Here is a 17708-nt window from a genome sequence, read left to right as displayed (position 1 = left end):
GCTTCCCTTTTTTATGCCATACGAATAACATAGTCAAACCTCCACTTTATCGGATAAAAAATATGCTTAGAAAGTTTTCATGGCTAATGCTACTCATCGTTGTTTTTACTGCCTGTGAAAAAGCGGAGCCTAAAAAAGGTGTGGGTAAATTTGGTATGTTAGATTCTAACGTTCCTGAATTTGCCGCAATCGAATTTTTTAATAAAATCTACAAGACGAATGATTTGTCTGGCGCGATTGAATACAGTACTCCCAAAATGGAGCGTTTGCTGCGCTCTTATCACACCAATAAAGCGGTGCAAAAACACGTGTTGAATATGCGATTTGACGAAGTTACAGTGCAACCAAGTACTCGAAGCGCAGGCCGCAATGAATTTGCCAAAGAAGCTCAAATATCCTTGTTTTTCGAAGGCACGTTAGATGGAGATATATTTAAAGATTTACGTGTCGTAAGCTTAATTAGAATCGATAAAGAATGGAAAGTAGACTCAGTTAGTGCAGGTTAAAAACTAGTACTGAACAATTGCTTGAGTCTTTGTGTTATTCCAATTAGATATTTAGCCTTGGTAACTTATCGTTGTTTAAAGAATAAGATTTAGTAATAATTTACTCCTCTATTTAGGATCAAAAACGGCTCGTATCTTTGGATACGAGCAGTTTTATTAAATAGAACTTAAATCTTCGAGCTTATTTCAACAAATCCAATACATTCGCCAAGTCAGTTTTTCCGTTAATAATTTCATCTGGAGTTAACCCTGAAATTTCATGGGGGAAAACCAGCCACTCGTCGCTTTCGTGTACATAATAATCTGGAACAAAATCCGTCTTATTATTCTTTGGTTTGTAATATGGACAAGCCACTCGCACATCTTTTGGCATATTGGCCCGAGACAATTTATTTAATTGCTGGATCAATGCTTCTACACTTCGACCTGAATCAAACACATCGTCCACAATCAACAAACTATCTTCAGCATTGGCGTTTTCAATAACATAGTGTAAACCATGTACTTTAATGGTTTTAGATTGTTGATTTATCCCGTAATAAGATGAAGTACGCACCGCTATATGATCTGTATCTACCTTTTTGAAATCAAAATATTCCTGTACCGCAATACCTATAGGTGCACCACCACGCCAGATACCAATAATAAATTGCGGTCGAAAACCACTTTCGTATACTTGAGCTGCCACTTTAAAAGAATCTTCAAGTAACTTTTGCGCGGTGATAAATGTTTTTTCCATCGAAATAAACCTTAAAAAAATACTGTAATTGCTAATGCGTAATTTTATAACCTAATAGTATATAACCTGAAAGATTAATAAATCACGATAGCATCAATAAAACATGACCAATTGGTCATTATAACCTTATTTAGTCATATTTCAGCTTGTTATCTTAATTATTCATATTTTAAGGCTTTGGCAGGGCTAACGTTTAAAGCTTTATAAGCTGGATATAAGCTAGCAGCAAAACATAATATCAAGGAAACAGCGACTAAAACGGCAACCTGTGGCCATTGTAAATCCACTGGTAAACCTTGGCCATTTGGCCCTAAAAACACAGGGATTTTAAACAAAACTAATAAATTATTGATTTGATGTACCAGCAATACCCCTAGTACTAGTCCAATAAAAGTGCCTTTAATGCCATTGTAAGCCCCATTGAACAAAAATATAGACATCACATTTTTACGGGTCATGCCTTGGGTCAATAAAATCGCTATATCTGACTTTTTCTCTGATACCACCATAACCAAAGCAGACACTATATTAAAGGCGGCGACCGCAATAATTAGCAATAACATTAATGACATCATATTTTTTTCCATCTTAACCGCATCAAATAATGCCCCTTGCTGCACACGCCAACTAATAGAGGAATAGCCCCATTCTTGAATTTTATTTTCAACATTTTGATAGTCAAATGCATCATATAAAAATAGTCTGGTTTTAACTAACGCTTGGTTTTTATCTCTTAATAAACGCGTTGCATCTGAAATATTCATTAGTATAACTTTATCGTCTAAAGCCGAAGCCATATCAAAAATACCTTTTACAGTGAATATTCGCTGACTATAGATCCTACCAAAAGGCCCAAAATAACTGTTTTCCGAAGCGATTAACCTAGCTTTATCCCCTACTCTTAACTGCAACTTAATCGATAATGCGCGACCAATAACAATGCCATATTCACCTTTTACTAAATCCGTTAATTGGCCCACTAACATATTCTGCCCGATCACAGACGAGCTTTGCATCTGGCTTGGTTCAATACCTTGAAACATAACTCCTTTTAATCCTTGAGCAGATTGAATTAGCCCTTCAGATTCTAGATGGGGAGCGCTAGCTAGAACACCTGGTATATCTGTAAACTCTTTGTTTTGAGGTGAGTGCCCTTGCGTAGTTTCAACTAAAAGATGCGGAGTAATACCCAAGTTACGTAATTTCAACTCGCCCTCAAAACCATTCATTACAGCTAAAACCGTTATGAGTGACATTAAACCAAGAGCAATACCTGCAACTGAGAAAAGATTAATGAAGGCGATAAAACTGCTGCCTTTCGACGCCCTTGCATAACGTAATCCGATAGAAGCAGAAAGTGGATAAAACATGTAAAATATGATTCTCGAGGCAAAAACGTTAATAAAAAATTTTAAATAAACAGTTAAAAAATAAAGTGTTAACTATTGGCATACTGGTTAACGATGTTGAATAATACGTGCTTGCTCACAATCTCACAAGGAATGCTGATGTTTAATGCTTGGAGAATAAATGGATAATCTAACCTTAAATCAAAAACATGAACAATTTAACGAATTTTTCATGATAAAACATGATATCCCAGTCAACTTGAGTGTGCTCTCTAGTGATTTTGAACTCCCTGAATTAGATGACTTACACAATCACATGCCCTACACTTTTCAAGTGGCCAGTGAATTATCTGAAATTGAAACCAAAGCCCTAAGGCCTCTACGTAATTTAGGTCAGCATGCCGTTGAGTTGGCCGAGTTTTTAAATCACCAGTCTCGAAAAATTGATTTAATGATGTCGTTAATTCTACAACAACAGTCAGAGCCGGAAGAAATGTTCCACTCTATACAATTCGGTGGAGGTGGCATTACAGTCAATACTCAATCCAACATCCCAGTAGGTAGCTTAACCGAACTAAAAATATTTTTACGTGAAGAAGCCTCAGCTATTTTTTGTTATGCTGAAGTTATTCGTTGTGAGCTCCAAGTTATTAGTCCCGAGGCCCAAAATAGTACTTGTAAGGAAAGTGAAGATACGTACCATACCTCACTGATATTTACCCGTATACGAGAAGAAGACCAAGATTTATTGGTAAAAGCCAGTTTACATTTACAAGCGGCCAGTTTACGGAAACGTAAGAATAACAACCAAGCTCAAAACAAATAAAACGAACAAAATTAATGACTCTTAGTATTTTTTCTCCACCTTTACCGAATAACGCCAACAAGTCTAAAAATGATATACGTCACTGGGGCAATCTTCAGGGTAGTAGTACAGCCTTAGTGATTGCTAATGCAGCACAAGCAGCTACTGGCCCAACTTTATTAATTACTGCCGATACCCCAAGTGCAATTAAATTAGAAAAAGAATTAGATTTTTTTCTTGCTAACAAAAACCTAGATGTACAACTTTTTCCGGATTGGGAGACCCTACCTTACGATAACTTTTCTCCCCATCAAGATATTGTATCCCAGCGTTTAGAAACTCTTTATCAACTTACACAAAATGAAAGGCGCGTGTTTATTGTACCCATCAACACCTTAATGATGCGCATGGCACCGGTTGATTATATTGGCAAATACCTATTAATTCTTAAGGTCAATCAAAAATTAGACATTGACGATTTTAGAAATGGATTAGAACGGGCTGGTTATCTACATGTTAACCAAGTCATGGGACACAGTGAATTCTCAATTCGTGGCAGTATCATAGATTTATATCCTATGGGCAGTCAGCATCCATATCGCATCGATTTATTTGATGATGAAATTGATTCCATTCGCCATTTTGATCCTGAATCACAGCGCTCAGGTGACAAAATTGATGAAATCAAACTGTTACCAGCCAGAGAATTCCCTACAGATAAAGACGCTACCACATTATTTAGACAACAGTATTTATCTAAATTCGACGCCAATAATTCAAAAGAGTCTGTGTTTTACCAAGTAGGTAAAGGATTAATGCCTGGCGGTATCGAATATTATTTACCTTTATTTTTTAATCAAACAGCCACTTTGTTCGATTACTTAAACCCAGAAACCACTTTATTAATGTTTGGTGACTTGGCCAAGGCTCATGAGCATCATTGGAAAGATGTGAATCATAGGTATGAGCAATTAAGATACAACTTAGCTCGACCACTTATGCACCCTGCTGATATTTACATCCGAGCAGAAGAACTATTTTCTGCTCTTAAGGTTTGGCCAAGAGTACAAATTCAAGCCGATAAAACTGAATCTAAAGCTGGGCACTATAATTTTGCCACTGAAAACGTTGGCGAAATCGCTTTAAAACCGCAAAATAAAGTGCCCTGGACGTCTCTTAAACAGCAAGTATCCGACTGGCAATCTCAAAAAGTAAAAGTACTGTTTAGTGCAGAGTCTGCGGGCAGACGAGAAGGTCTATTAGAAATCCTTGCCAAAGCAGATATCAAACCTAAAACCTTCGAACACTTTACTGATTTTAGAAATAGTGCAGACTTAATTGGTATCACAGTAGGGCCCGCTGAATTTAGTTTCTTGATCAACGAATCAAAAACCCAAATTGCATTTATTACTGAAACTGAATTACTTGGTCACAAGATAAGTCATAGGCGTAAAAGAGATACCCGCAAAGGTACCGACGAAAGTGCCATCATTCGTAACTTAGCAGAGCTGGCAATTGGCCAACCTGTTGTGCATTTTGATCATGGTGTAGGTCGCTACTTAGGACTGCAAACCTTAGATGCAGGTGGCGTGACCACTGAATATCTAACCATTGAATACGCCAAAGAAGCCAAGCTTTATGTACCTGTTGCTGCCTTGCATTTGATTAGTCGTTATAGCGGCGGAGATGTCGACCATGCGCCCTTGCATCATTTAGGCAACGATACTTGGACTAAAGCCAAGAAAAAGGCGGCTGAAAAAGTACGAGATGTAGCCGCACAATTATTAGATGTATATGCAAGGCGCGCGGCTAAACCAGGTTATGCATTTAAAATTGCATGGGACGAATATCAATCTTTTAGTGACAGTTTTCCTTTTGAAGAAACTTTAGATCAGCAAAAAGCCATTAACGCAGTTATTCAGGATATGGGCTCGGCCAATGCCATGGATCGTTTAGTCTGTGGTGATGTGGGCTTTGGTAAAACCGAGGTAGCAATGCGCGCTGCTTTTATCGCTGCCAATCAAGGTAAACAAGTGGCTATTTTAGTGCCTACAACCCTACTTGCTCATCAACATTTTGAAAACTTTAAAGAGCGCTTTGTAAATTGTCCTTTTAGAATCGAGGTTTTGTCTCGTTTTGTCAGTGCCAAAGACACTAAACAAATTATCAACAACATTGATGAAGGTAAGGTCGATATTGTGGTTGGCACCCATACCTTGCTGCAAGAAAAAATGAAATTTAATGATTTAGGTCTAGTCATCATTGACGAAGAACACAGGTTTGGTGTACGTCAAAAAGAAAAATTTAAAGCCTTGCGCTCAGACGTAGATATATTAACCCTAACAGCCACTCCTATTCCTAGAACCTTGAATATGGCACTCAGTGGCATGCGCGATCTATCTATTATCGCTACGCCACCGGCAAAACGTTTACCCATTAAAACCTTTGTTAAACAGCGCAATAAAGAGTTAATTCGAGAAGCCATCATGCGAGAGATTTTGCGCGGTGGACAAGTATACTTTTTACACAATGAAGTCGATACCATAGAAAAAACCGCAGAAGAAATAAAAGAAATTGTACCTGAAGCGCGTATTGTGATCGGCCATGGCCAAATGCGAGAGCGAGAATTAGAAAAGGTAATGTCTGATTTTAATCATAAGCGATTTAACGTGCTCTTGTGTACCACTATTATCGAAACCGGCATAGATGTCCCCTCTGCGAATACTATTGTTATGGATAGAGCGGATCATCTAGGACTGGCACAACTTCACCAATTACGTGGTCGTGTTGGACGCTCTCATCATCAAGCTTATGCCTATTTATTAACGCCTCATCCAAGACGTTTAACCAAAGACGCCGCAAAACGCCTAGAAGCGATATCATCTTTAGAAGAACTTGGCGCAGGTTTTGCCCTTGCAACCCATGACTTAGAAATTCGTGGTGCGGGAGAACTGCTAGGAGATGGCCAGTCCGGCCAAATCAGCAGTATTGGCTTTACACTTTATATGGACATGTTAGAGCAAGCGGTTGAAGCCTTAAAACAAGGTAAAGAGCCGAGTTTAGACTCTGCATTATCGGAGCAAACTGAGATAGATCTACGTATACCTGCTCTTATCCCAGATGATTACATTCATGATGTAAATGCCCGCTTGTCTTTATATAAAAAATTAGCGGGCTGCAAAGACGAGCGAGAAATTAATGAACTACAGATCGAAATGATCGACCGATTCGGATTGTTACCACAAAATACCAAAAACCTTCTCGATATAGCCATGTTAAAACTAAAAGCCAAAGTGATTGGCATTAATAAAGCGGAAGGCACAGCTAAAGGAGGATTTATTGAATTTTCTGAAAAGACCCAAATCGATCCTGGTTTTATTATAAAATTAATTCAATCACAGCCCAAAATTTACAAACTTGATGGACCACAAAAATTGAAATTTAACGTGCCTAGTGAATCAGCCACAGATAGACTATCTCTTTTTAAAGATATTCTAGATCAATTTAGCCAGCAATTACGTGCAGCTTAATGGGTAAAAATTTAAACATGTCATTGATATTTAATAATAAAATTGGTTTCTTTAAAAAAACGGCTTTAGTTTCAAGTTTGACCTTCAGTGTATTAGTCAAGCAGGCTAATGCTGCAGAGCAAGAATGGTGGTTCGATGTAGAAGTCATATTATTCGATCGCCACCAGGCTACTGACTCAGTGTCAGAAAAATTTAGACAATCAAGTTTATTAGCCAATGAGAACCAAGCATTAGATCTATTCACCCCTTATTTAACGCCTGATCTAAGTTTTGTGCGGGCTGGTTTACCTTTTTGCAGGGCATCACGTATCGAATTAGAGCAACAAAAACACCAAGAAAAATTTGCCTTTCCAGAGCCAGAACAAGAGACAGAGCTAGATCCTGAACAAAAAGTCGAATCAGCAGAGCAAAGGTCAAGTAGCATTCATGACAATGAATTAACTGAAAGCTCTACTCTGGCAGACACGGCTTTAGATACAAAAAATCAAGATTTACCACAACAAGACACTGACCAGCCAAGTGATGATAATTTTGAATATCAAGTGGTTTCCAGCGATATTTTTTCAGATAACCAATCCGTTATTGATACAAATCAAGCAGTAAATAAAGAATCAAATCAAACTGACCAAGAAATACTAAAGGCCGAAGGTTCAGACGCTGAAGTTTCAGTTCTAAGCGAACAAAAACGTGCGCCGATGCACGACTTAACAGTTGATTGGATTGAATGGCAAGCTCCACAACGTTACCCATGTGTGTATGCTGAGCAAGTGGAACCTTCCCTGCTCTCTTATCAGTTATACCTTGAGACTGTCAATCAAGATCCATTAGAACAGCTAAGCCAAATGCCGGTAGAAATTAATGGCGTAGAATGGCAACAAAAACAACAACAAAATCAAGGTTCTTTTTTATTGCCTAAAGATTTACTACGTATGCAAGACCTTTATCAAAGCATAAAAAAACAAAAAGATATCGAGCCCTTGTTACATACCTCATGGCGACAAAAAGTCACATTTGGAGCCGAAAATGCGCAATCATACCGCTTATTTGCTGGAAAAAATTATGCTAGTGAATTTGCAGCAAGCGGATTAAGAAAAGCCAAAGAGCAAGCAGAATTAAGCGCTCAGCAACCTATATCAGAAAAATTTTATATACCTGATGAAGAACTGCGAACCATGAGCACTGAACAAAAACAAACATGGATTGCATCTCACCAGAACGAAGACGTGACAGTTCCAGAAGGCTCATTTGACCTGTTTACTAAAATAGAACAGGCATTGAACGACAATTCAGACTTATCAACTGAATTTTATGTGTCGCAACAAGTACAACCAATTTCAGATGAAACAAATGACTCATTAGGCCAACTTTGGCAAATTGATGGCAATATTAAGGTTTATCTTAAAAATGTTGGACGAGTGCCTTATCTGCATATCGATAGTAATTTAGATTACAGAAAACCTGTTTTTGATCCGAATATTACTACGGAATCATCAACAACAAAGCAAACTTCGACAAACTTATTGGCAACTGACGAGCTAACTAACCAACTTACTAGTAATCTAGATCCAGCAAGTTCAATAGAAGCACCACAAACAAACTTTATACAAAGTGCTAACTTTAACCAGTTGAGACGAGTGATCAGCAAACAAGTGCACTATTTTGATCATCCATTATTTGGCATGATTGTCAGGATCCATAGATATAAATGGCCAGTTGTTGAAGAAACAGATCAATCTTCTGAGGAATAACAAACAATATCGAAGATAAAATAGTTTAAATTAAACTGATTTTAACTATACAATGCTCGGCCTAATTTTGGTTAGTTGGAAGATGACCATATAATATTTTTATATCACTATTTGAGCAGTTAGATGAAACTATTAATTAAACTTATTCGAAACCTTTTAGGCGGGGTCATAGTGATCTTAGATTGGGTCACTCGTGGTACGAAGTTAAAAAGGCCGCCTCAAGCACAAAAACAAATAGAAGAACAAACTAAAGAATTATCTTTGTATCAATTCTTTGCCTGCCCGTTTTGTATTAAAACCCGCCGCGCCATATACAAACTTAACTTGCCTATTGTTAAGCGTAATGCCTCTAGCGGTTCGCCTTATCGAAACGAGTTATTGGAGCAAGGGGGAAAAATTCAAACACCCTGTTTGCGAATTGAAAAAGATGGCAAAGTTGAATGGCTATACGAGTCTTCAGAAATAATTAGTTATTTAAATCAGCGGTTTGCTTAAAGTTTAAAAAATCAAACCAAATACGGATAAATTATATTTATCCGTATTTGTAAATGGGCTTGATTAAGCTGTATTAATTGGGCTGAATTATTTCAAAACTAACACTTCAATTGAATTGAGTTCTGGGCCACCGCCTTTATTACCACTGCCCATAGCAATATACATTTTATTACCGATTAAGCCAGCGTTGGTACCATGCCTGCCACGGTTTAACTTGGCTTCTTCAATCCAAGTATTGGAAGCAAAATCAAAAGAAACTGTGCGGTTGTTTGCTGCTTTAGGTGCATGTTCTCCACCTGTGTAATACAGTCTGTTGTTATAGGCTACTGCACCACCACCCGCTGTCGCTATTGGCAAACGTACTTTGAGTGTGTGCCAGGTGTCTTTTGCAAAATCATATACATCAACTTTATCATTTACCTGAGTAAAAAATGCACCGAACTTAGAGGGTTCATGATAACTGCTATTTCGCCCTCCAAATGCGATGAGCTTTCCGTCTAATACAACTGCATTGGAGTGATCTCTAATATGCGGAGCATCAGTTAACACCTGCCAGGTTTTTAGTTTAGGATCGTAGACATCAAACATATTGGTGGTACCACTGGTATGACCCAACTTTATGCCATTAACAATATAGACTTTTCCTTGATATATTGTCACACCTGCGCCACCACGTCGGCGAGTTTCAGGAATTTCAAAGCCTTGTTGCCATTGATCTTGCTTAGGATCATATTCCCACACATGGGTGATAGGCTGCTCTTTGGGATACCGTCCAGTTAACCCAGTAACAATTAGAATTTTCCCGTCAATGGAAACTGGCGTGATATGATGCATTTCAAAAGGTGTTTTGCTCTTATTCTGCCAAGCATTAGAAGCTGGGTCGTACACATCTATTGATTTAACGCCGCGGCCACCTATAACAAACACTTTATCCTTGTGAGCCACTAAACCACTTTCATGTCGAGCTGTTGAATGCCCTTGAGCATCAAGGGTTTGCCATTTGGCTACCACATTCAAACTCACACAACATAGGGCGAATAAAGCAATGGTTTTTGATATTTTTGCCATTTTCATACTGCTCCTTTTTGTACTATTACCAAGGCAAAATTTGACCATTTGAATGCCAAAAACTACCAGAGTTTGTCAGATTTAATTCTTCAATACGTTGCATTAACTTAGTCACTGATTCAGTCGCAGAAATATCACCACCGTAATTCACCATTTCGGTTTGCACATAACCAGGATGCAATAAAGCCACTGCTACACCTTGTGATTTTAAATCATGAGCCAAAGACACACCTGCAATATTTAATGCAGCTTTTGACATACGATACCCGTAACGCCCACCAGAAGTGTTGTCTTCAACCGAACCCATTCGGCTGGTGATCAGTGCCACTTTAGCCCCATCATTTAACTGATGACGCAGCAGTTGAGTGACATGAATAGGACCTAAAGCATTGACTCTAAATTGGTATTCTATGGTGGCAGTATTAAAATCGTCTAGTGACTCATCTGCCAACACACCAGCATTATTTATCAATAAGTCAATCTTGATATCACTTAAAGCAGGTAAACATTTTTCTAAACATTCTGGATTACTCACATCCACTTTATCTACCACTTGAGCGCCTGTTTGGTTTAGCTCATCACTGCTATTTCGGCACAATGCAATAACCTTGTGACCGTTTGCTAAATATTGTTTCACAAACTCTAGACCTATACCTCTATTTGCTCCGGTAATTACCACAGTTGCCATTATTACTCCTTGCTACTTATCGTTAAACTTTAGTTTTAATAAACGTTCTAAGTCTTGGGGTGTGTCAATTCCTGGAGGTGGCGCTGTCTTTGCCACTTCCACATGGATCTTTTTACCATGCCACAACACCCTAAGTTGTTCTAATGATTCAATTTGTTCTAAACCTGACGGTGACATATTGACATATTGATTGATAAAACCGGCTCGGTAGGCGTAGATACCTATATGTCTTAAATAAAAATCTCCAATTTCATCAATACTATCTTCGTCTAAAAAGCGAGAGCGATCATAAGGAATGGTCGAACGTGAAAAATACAAAGCATAACCCATTTTATCTACGACCACTTTAACCGAATTAGGATTAAATGCTTCTTCAATATCAGTGATTTTTACCGCCAAAGTAGACATTTCAGCTTCTTGATGAGTATGCAAATTTTCAGCTACTTGGCGAATATTTTCGGCTGGAATAAAAGGTTCGTCCCCTTGCACATTCACCACAAGTTCATGGGCTAACATGTCTTCCATATCAACCACTTCAGCTAATCTTTCAGTACCTGATTCATGATGAGCCCCAGTCATACAATATTGGCCACCAAAATCTCGTACAACTTTGGCAATACGTGCATCGTCTGTGGCCACAATAATTTTATTCGCCCCTGACTCAAGCGCTCTTTCGTAAACGTGTTGCACCATAGGTTTACCCTGAATGTCCACTAATGGTTTACCTGGGAATCGGGTGGAAGCATACCTAGCTGGGATGATTACATTAAATTGCATGGTTTATTCGCTGTCTAATAATTTTTCAAGTTCTTCAGTACCAAGCTGTTGCGCTTCTGTTTCTAATAGCACAGGAATATGCCCTCTTATTGGGTATACTAAACGATCAAATTTACAAATTAACTGTGCCTGATTAGCTTTATAGACCAATTTCCCCTTACAAACTGGACACGCCACTATGTCTAATAATTTTTTATCGAAAGCCATTTTGTTCTCTATTTTTAGTTTTAAGGTTAGTTACTACTGATTGTAAGCGCTGTAATAATTGGGTATCAAATTGTTGAGTGAGTTTTGCATTTACGGGCAAGTACCACCAGTCATCATGGGCAAATTCACCACACTTAACGGCATCTTTTTCGGTCATGAGTACCATTTCTTTAGGCAGGTCTTTCTCACTAAACTGATGATGATCAACAAAACTTAAACACTTTTTAAGTCTAATGTGTTTGCTTTGCAATAAGTCAAAAAAACGTTGGGGATTACCAATGCCAGCGGCAGCAATAACAGGTTGTTTAATATCACTAATAGACATGCTTTTATTTCTATTTTTAACATTTACCAAACGACCCGACTCCAGAGACATTAAATGTTCGCCGTTAGTTACCGAACCACCATTTAACACCACAAAGTCCGCAGTATTTAAACGCCAAGCACCTTCACGTAGTGGACCTGCGGGTAACAATAACCCTGTTCCGATACGCCGTTTTCCATCCACAACTACAATTTCAATATCTCTTTGTAGGGCATAATGCTGTAAACCATCGTCACAAATAATCAGATTACAATTGTGTAATTCAACCAATGCTTTGGCCCCACGCACGCGGTTGGGGTCAACCACTAATGGACAATTTATATTTTGGCGCATTAATACAGGTTCATCACCAACGACCTCAGCTAAACTATTGCCGTGAACCTGCATAGGGTAAACCGCATCTTTACCGCCATAGCCGCGACTTAGCACCCCAGGGCGATACCCCTCTTGTTTTAAACGTTTAGCTAAATATACAACCAAAGGCGTTTTACCATTACCACCAACCGATATATTACCCACCACTATGACAGGTACAGGTATTTTACTAGCCGATTTAAGATTAAGCGAAAATGCTACTCGCCTAACACTTGATAAAACCCAAAATATTAAGGTTAACGGCAATAATAAAATTATGATTAGCCAATGCAACCAACCTGGTGAATACCAGACTTTATCTACCCAACTCACTTACCTTGTGTCTCCTCACCAAATTGCAAATTGTATAACTGCGAATAAGCACCTTTGTTATTTAACAAACTGGAGTGATCCCCTTGTTCAATAATTTTTCCGTTATCAATTACCAAAATTTGGTCGGCATTTTCAATAGTCGATAACCTATGAGCCACCACAATACTGGTTCGGTTTTGTTGTAATTTGTCTAAAGCATCTTGGATCAATTTTTCAGATTCAGTATCCAAAGCAGAAGTAGCTTCATCTAATATCAAAATAGGCGCGTCTAACAACAAAGCTCTAGCAATGGCTAATCTTTGTCTTTGCCCACCAGATAACATAAAGCCATTTTCCCCCACTATTGTATCTAAGCCTTGGGGTAATTGTTCTAAAAACTCTATTACATGGGCTGTTTTGGCAGCTTGTAAAATTTGTTCTCGACTGACTTTTCCTTCAGAACCATACGCAATATTGTTAGCGATAGTGTCATTAAACAACACCACATGTTGCGACACCAAAGCAAACTGTTTGCGTAAATCTTTTAATGGCAAATCTTTTAATAAAACATCATCTAATAAAATTTGACCTACTTGATTGTTATAAAAGCGCGTTAATAAACTTGAGATAGTTGACTTACCGCTACCTGAACGCCCCACTAAAGCAAAGGTTTGCCCTGGTTGCACCGTAAAGGAGATATCCTGCAATGCTGGCTCTTGAGTATTGGGATAACTGAATTCAACATGCTTAAACTCAATTTTTCCTCTTGCTCGCTCAAGCCTTTGTGTACCTTCATCAAGCTCTATTTGTTGATCTAACACCTCAAAAATACTCACACAAGCTGCCATGCCTTTTTGAAACTCACTATTGACTGTAGTTAGCTGTTTCAGTGGTTTTAACAAAGCCACCATAGATACGAAGATACCAACCAAAACACCTGGCGTTAAACCTTCAACTAAACCTGGGTAACTCGCTACTAGTAACACAAAAGCTAAAGCAATCGAGGCGATAACTTGAATTGACGAAACACTTAATATTCTAGCCACAATTAATTTCATATTTTGCTGACGATTATGGTTATTTTTCGCCTGAAAACTTTTATCTTCTATAGATTGCCCACCAAACATCAACACCACTTTATGGCCTTTTAACACTTGTTCTACCGACGAAGTTAAGCCGCCCATAGCTTCTTGGATAGTTTTACTAACTATTCTAAATCGTTTACTCACGTATGAAACAATCACAGCTACCAAGGGACCAATTAATAAAAAGATCAACGACAACTGCCAAGAATTAACAAACATAGATCCAAGTAGAAAGACAACAAAAGCCCCATCTCTAACCAAGATCAACAAGGCCCTACCTGCAGCATTAGAGACTTGTTCAGTGTCGTAAGTGACCTTTGAGATGAGTTGCCCAGTACCATTACTATCATGAAATGCTACTGGTAAATGAATATATTTTTGGAAAAGTTGTTGGCGCATTTTCATTACGACATGATTACCTATCCATGCAACTGTGTAGGTACCCATAAAATTGAAAATGCCACGTAAAATAAAGATAGGAACAATAAAATAAGCAGCCATTCTAAGATAAGAATAATCGCCATTGCCTAAACTATCGTCAATCACAGGCTGGAGTCGGGTGATCACGTAAACATCAATAAATGAATAACCAATCATACCAAGAACGGCGATCACAAAGGCTAACTTAAAATCTTTAAGATAAAGACTAAACCGAGAAAATATTTTATCTGATTGTGCACTATTCAGATCGTTCGAATGACTCATGTAATATTAATTATTTTAATTTCAAAAGATAAACAGCCTCTAGTGTAACTGGTGTGAAGAAAATCCCCAACGTATCAATAAGATATTTACTAAAATAAAGCCTAAATTGCGCAACATTTAGGCATATTTGCATACCAAAAATGATGAGTGTTTTGACGATTACGAATAACACTAATAGAAGTTGGGTCATTTGGGTGTAGCTTAAATGAAATTTGTCCTGCGTCTGAAGTACTGATTAATATTGGTTTTGGCTCTCCTCCTGCTAGGTACCGCGTAACCACTTCTGGTTTAGGAAAACCCCATCGATTCATAAATCCTTGGCTAAAAACCACGTATTTAGGTTGCACGGTATGAATAAATTGGCTTGAAGAAGAGGTATTACTACCATGGTGAGGCGCTATTAAAATATCTGATTTGAGCAATGGGCCATAATTCAAAACCAGTTGCCGCTCGATACTTTTATCAATATCACCGGTTAACAATACACTATGTTTGTTATCGCTGATTTTGAGCACACACGAACTATTGTTACTAGTATACAAACTGGCGTGATCAGGCCATAAAACTTGAATCGATAAACCTTGCCATAATTTTTTGTATCCTACTGTACATAGGTCCGTATTTGTTACTAGATTTTTGATATTAATTTTAGAAGACAAAACTGCTAAGCTGCCTTGATGATCGTTATCACTATGGCTTATAAAAACAGTATCAATCTGCTTAATATTTCTAGCAGTTAAAACCGGTAAGATCACACTATCCGCCATATTAAAGCCAGACGCATAACTTGCCCCAACATCATAAATAATGGCTTGCTGATTTTTAGTGATTAATACAGATAAACCATGACCCACATCCAAAACATCGACTTGCCAAGTTTTACTTTTTGCAGGCATGACATAACTAATTATGGGAAACATTAAAATCACTAACCATTTTTTGTGGATTATAAAAGTAGGTAAAAATAGAATAACGAGGGCCATCAATGCAATGGCCCATATCAAAATAGGTAAAGCCATTATGGAAAATGAACTGTTATCATTTTGACTAATATGGGTTAACAACTGCAAACCAACTTCTATCAAGTTTTCAACTAATTTAAATATCCATTCAGCCCAATTAATGTTTAAAGGCAAACAAATGATCCCAAGTAAACATAGAGGTACCAAAATAAAAGTGACCAAAGGCACTGCGATTAGATTCACCAATGGCGATATCACTGATACATAAGAAAACTGCCAAGCCACGACAGGTAGCATCAACACACTTAACGACATTTGGATGCGTAACATTGTTAAAGTCACAGTAGAGAGTGAAAACCCAACTTTCTTAACTGGCCAGCGCCAAAACACAAACCAAATAACAAATACCGCAGAAAAACTTAGCCAGAAACTAGCGCCAAAAATACTCAGAGGAAACAACACAACAAAACCACTCATAGCCAACAATAAGACTTTTATTGGAGCTAACTTTTTATTAAATAAAAATAGCCCCGTTAACAAACAAACCATTAACCAAGCTCTTATTGTGGGTAAACCAAATCCCGCCAAGCCCGAGTATAACCAAGTTGTAAATACAGTTATGACTATTGTCAGTGTGTGCACATTAAATTTATGCCATCTATCTACACGACTGACGATTAAACTAGTCAACCAGCCAAAAACCAAATAACTTAGACTGGCCACCAAGGCTAAATGCAACCCAGATATAGCAATTAAATGAGCAATGCCAGTGCGTTGCACTAATAACCAATCTTCAGGCTGTAACAATCCTCTATAACCAATAGCTAAGGCTAGGATCCACTTATGCTGCGTTAGCTCCAAGCCTAGTAAGCTTTGTAAAACTTTTTGCCTAAGGCTTTGGCTGGCGTTGATTAAACTATGATCGTTTGACGATTTTACGTAGCCAGTTGCTTGTATCCCTTCACCAAACAACCACTGCTGATAATTAAACCCAGCTTCATTAGCTAGGCCGTGAGGGGGCTTAAGTTTTACCAATAAACGGACTTCTTGCCCTTGGGCTAATTGCCAATCTGGGACTTGCCAACTCAAGCGTATTTTTCTGGAGAATACTTGTTCATGACCGCCAATATGCGAAACCTTTAGATTAAATCTAACATTTTTTTTCTTGTGAACTAGGTTAGTAACTTTACCGCTAACCCAAATTGGTTTTGAAAATACCTCTGAAGGGAGTTGCAAAGAGCATTGCCAATGCCCTACACTCGCCATCCAACAGATGCCGATGAGAAAACAAGTCACTCTTGGGTACTTTTTAGCGAAAATAATACTGACGAAAAGAATACAAACTGTAAAATAGATGGAAGGCAAGTTCGACCAGAGTAAACTAGATATCGATCCTGCAATAAAAATGAAAAGTTTACTTGTCATAGTGGTAACACTTATTGAAATCCATTTCTTGACAGAAATTAAGTATAGAGAATTATTCTGAAAAAGTTCATTAAGCGATTTTTGCCAAGCCACCAAAAAGTAAAAGAACAAAAAGTTCTTTCTATTTTTGGCACCTTGCTACACGACCCAAACTTATGGCACTTAAATCGCCGTTCAGCCGCAGGGGCTTTTTCTCTAGGACTATTTTTTGCGTTTTGGCCAATACCTCTACAAATGTGGTTGGCTGCCGCGCTTGCCATTCCATTGAGGGTAAACTTACCTCTATCCATTGCCACTGTTTGGTTAACCAACCCATTTACTATGCCGCCTATTTTTTATGGAGCGTATCTAGTGGGAGCTTCGGTAATGGGCTTACCTCCTCAAGACTTTACGTTTGAATTAACCTGGGATTGGGTAGTACAGAGCATGGAAACCATAGGCCCAGCGTTTTTACTAGGCTGTATGATATGTTCAATTATATTTAGCGCGATTGGTTACTTTAGTCTTAACTTTCTATGGCGCTTATCGGTGAGCAAGGCATGGAAAGAGCGCGTACAAAAACGTTGTCCCAAAAATAAGTTAGTTAAATAACTAATTCGATCTTCGGCTAATAAATAGTTAGAACTGT

Annotated in this window: 15 protein-coding genes; 6 read left to right on the top strand and 9 right to left on the bottom strand. The window is 38.1% G+C overall.

Annotated features, from left to right (window positions below):
* Window positions 1–62 precede the first annotated feature (62 nt).
* Window positions 63–506: a hypothetical protein gene (locus L0668_RS02705; RefSeq protein ID WP_235310516.1), complete on the top strand. Its 444-nt coding sequence runs from the start codon at window positions 63–65 to the stop codon at window positions 504–506.
* A gap of 181 nt (window positions 507–687) precedes the next feature.
* On the opposite strand, the gene L0668_RS02700 is transcribed toward L0668_RS02705, so the two are convergent.
* Entirely contained in the window at window positions 688–1245 is a 558-nt protein-coding gene (locus tag L0668_RS02700; RefSeq protein WP_235310515.1) for a phosphoribosyltransferase, read from the bottom strand.
* Window positions 1246–1403: 158 nt separating this feature from the next.
* Window positions 1404–2615, bottom strand: coding sequence for a lipoprotein-releasing ABC transporter permease subunit (locus L0668_RS02695; RefSeq protein ID WP_235310514.1), 1212 nt, complete (start codon window positions 2613–2615; stop codon window positions 1404–1406).
* 160 nt (window positions 2616–2775) lie between these two features.
* On the opposite strand from L0668_RS02695, the gene L0668_RS02690 reads away from it, so the two are divergent.
* From L0668_RS02690 to L0668_RS02675, 4 genes are all read left to right on the top strand, one after another.
* Window positions 2776–3420 carry a PilZ domain-containing protein gene (locus L0668_RS02690; RefSeq protein WP_235310513.1) on the top strand — a complete coding sequence of 215 codons (645 nt, stop codon included), beginning with the start codon at window positions 2776–2778 and terminating at the stop codon, window positions 3418–3420.
* 14 nt (window positions 3421–3434) lie between these two features.
* The gene (gene mfd, locus L0668_RS02685; protein ID WP_235310512.1) at window positions 3435–6929 is read left to right on the top strand and encodes a transcription-repair coupling factor; all 3495 of its coding nucleotides are present in this window, start codon (window positions 3435–3437) and stop codon (window positions 6927–6929) included.
* Between the two features lie 17 nt (window positions 6930–6946).
* Window positions 6947–8677 (top strand): CsiV family protein, encoded by a 1731-nt coding sequence (locus tag L0668_RS02680; protein ID WP_235310511.1) that lies wholly within the window; start codon window positions 6947–6949, stop codon window positions 8675–8677.
* A gap of 123 nt (window positions 8678–8800) precedes the next feature.
* Window positions 8801–9172, top strand: a complete 372-nt coding sequence (locus L0668_RS02675) for a glutathione S-transferase N-terminal domain-containing protein (RefSeq protein ID WP_235310510.1) — start codon at window positions 8801–8803, stop codon at window positions 9170–9172.
* An 87-nt stretch (window positions 9173–9259) separates the two neighbouring features.
* On the opposite strand, the gene L0668_RS02670 is transcribed toward L0668_RS02675, so the two are convergent.
* The 7 genes from L0668_RS02670 to L0668_RS02640 form a co-directional block, all read right to left on the bottom strand.
* Window positions 9260–10240: a Kelch repeat-containing protein gene (locus tag L0668_RS02670; protein ID WP_235310509.1), complete on the bottom strand. Its 981-nt coding sequence runs from the start codon at window positions 10238–10240 to the stop codon at window positions 9260–9262.
* Between the two features lie 25 nt (window positions 10241–10265).
* Entirely contained in the window at window positions 10266–10928 is a 663-nt protein-coding gene (locus L0668_RS02665; RefSeq protein WP_235310508.1) for an SDR family oxidoreductase, read from the bottom strand.
* Window positions 10929–10940: 12 nt separating this feature from the next.
* Window positions 10941–11705 carry a 3-deoxy-manno-octulosonate cytidylyltransferase gene (kdsB, locus tag L0668_RS02660; protein WP_235310507.1) on the bottom strand — a complete coding sequence of 255 codons (765 nt, stop codon included), beginning with the start codon at window positions 11703–11705 and terminating at the stop codon, window positions 10941–10943.
* A 3-nt stretch (window positions 11706–11708) separates the two neighbouring features.
* The gene (locus tag L0668_RS02655) at window positions 11709–11912 is read right to left on the bottom strand and encodes a Trm112 family protein (protein WP_235310506.1); all 204 of its coding nucleotides are present in this window, start codon (window positions 11910–11912) and stop codon (window positions 11709–11711) included.
* Entirely contained in the window at window positions 11899–12924 is a 1026-nt protein-coding gene (lpxK, locus tag L0668_RS02650; protein ID WP_235310505.1) for a tetraacyldisaccharide 4'-kinase, read from the bottom strand. Before lpxK ends, L0668_RS02655 begins: the two co-directional genes overlap by 14 nt.
* Entirely contained in the window at window positions 12921–14693 is a 1773-nt protein-coding gene (gene msbA, locus L0668_RS02645) for a lipid A export permease/ATP-binding protein MsbA (protein WP_235310504.1), read from the bottom strand. Before msbA ends, lpxK begins: the two co-directional genes overlap by 4 nt.
* Before the next feature lie 101 nt (window positions 14694–14794).
* Window positions 14795–17080: a DNA internalization-related competence protein ComEC/Rec2 gene (locus L0668_RS02640; protein WP_268820146.1), complete on the bottom strand. Its 2286-nt coding sequence runs from the start codon at window positions 17078–17080 to the stop codon at window positions 14795–14797.
* 54 nt (window positions 17081–17134) lie between these two features.
* On the opposite strand from L0668_RS02640, the gene L0668_RS02635 reads away from it, so the two are divergent.
* The gene (locus L0668_RS02635; protein ID WP_235310687.1) at window positions 17135–17671 is read left to right on the top strand and encodes a DUF2062 domain-containing protein; all 537 of its coding nucleotides are present in this window, start codon (window positions 17135–17137) and stop codon (window positions 17669–17671) included.
* Window positions 17672–17708 lie beyond the last annotated feature (37 nt).

The organism is Paraglaciecola algarum, assembly GCF_021532655.1.
Lineage (GTDB): Bacteria > Pseudomonadota > Gammaproteobacteria > Enterobacterales > Alteromonadaceae > Paraglaciecola > Paraglaciecola algarum.
Note: the sequence above shows the minus strand (reverse complement) of the source record. Positions and strands in the feature narration are given on the sequence as shown.

Bases quoted from the DNA above. Each gene is read 5' to 3' on its own strand.
- L0668_RS02665 (WP_235310508.1), bottom strand. From the start codon at position 10,928: ATGGCAACTGTGGTAATTACCGGAGCAAATAGAGGTATAGGTCTAGAG.
- mfd (WP_235310512.1), top strand. From the start codon at position 3,435: ATGACTCTTAGTATTTTTTCTCCACCTTTACCGAATAACGCCAACAAG.
- L0668_RS02680 (WP_235310511.1), top strand. From the start codon at position 6,947: ATGTCATTGATATTTAATAATAAAATTGGTTTCTTTAAAAAAACGGCT.
- L0668_RS02640 (WP_268820146.1), bottom strand. From the start codon at position 17,080: ATGACAAGTAAACTTTTCATTTTTATTGCAGGATCGATATCTAGTTTA.
- L0668_RS02700 (WP_235310515.1), bottom strand. From the start codon at position 1,245: ATGGAAAAAACATTTATCACCGCGCAAAAGTTACTTGAAGATTCTTTT.
- kdsB (WP_235310507.1), bottom strand. From the start codon at position 11,705: ATGCAATTTAATGTAATCATCCCAGCTAGGTATGCTTCCACCCGATTC.
- L0668_RS02690 (WP_235310513.1), top strand. From the start codon at position 2,776: ATGGATAATCTAACCTTAAATCAAAAACATGAACAATTTAACGAATTT.
- L0668_RS02695 (WP_235310514.1), bottom strand. From the start codon at position 2,615: ATGTTTTATCCACTTTCTGCTTCTATCGGATTACGTTATGCAAGGGCG.
- L0668_RS02705 (WP_235310516.1), top strand. From the start codon at position 63: ATGCTTAGAAAGTTTTCATGGCTAATGCTACTCATCGTTGTTTTTACT.
- L0668_RS02670 (WP_235310509.1), bottom strand. From the start codon at position 10,240: ATGGCAAAAATATCAAAAACCATTGCTTTATTCGCCCTATGTTGTGTG.
- msbA (WP_235310504.1), bottom strand. From the start codon at position 14,693: ATGAGTCATTCGAACGATCTGAATAGTGCACAATCAGATAAAATATTT.
- L0668_RS02675 (WP_235310510.1), top strand. From the start codon at position 8,801: ATGAAACTATTAATTAAACTTATTCGAAACCTTTTAGGCGGGGTCATA.
- L0668_RS02655 (WP_235310506.1), bottom strand. From the start codon at position 11,912: ATGGCTTTCGATAAAAAATTATTAGACATAGTGGCGTGTCCAGTTTGT.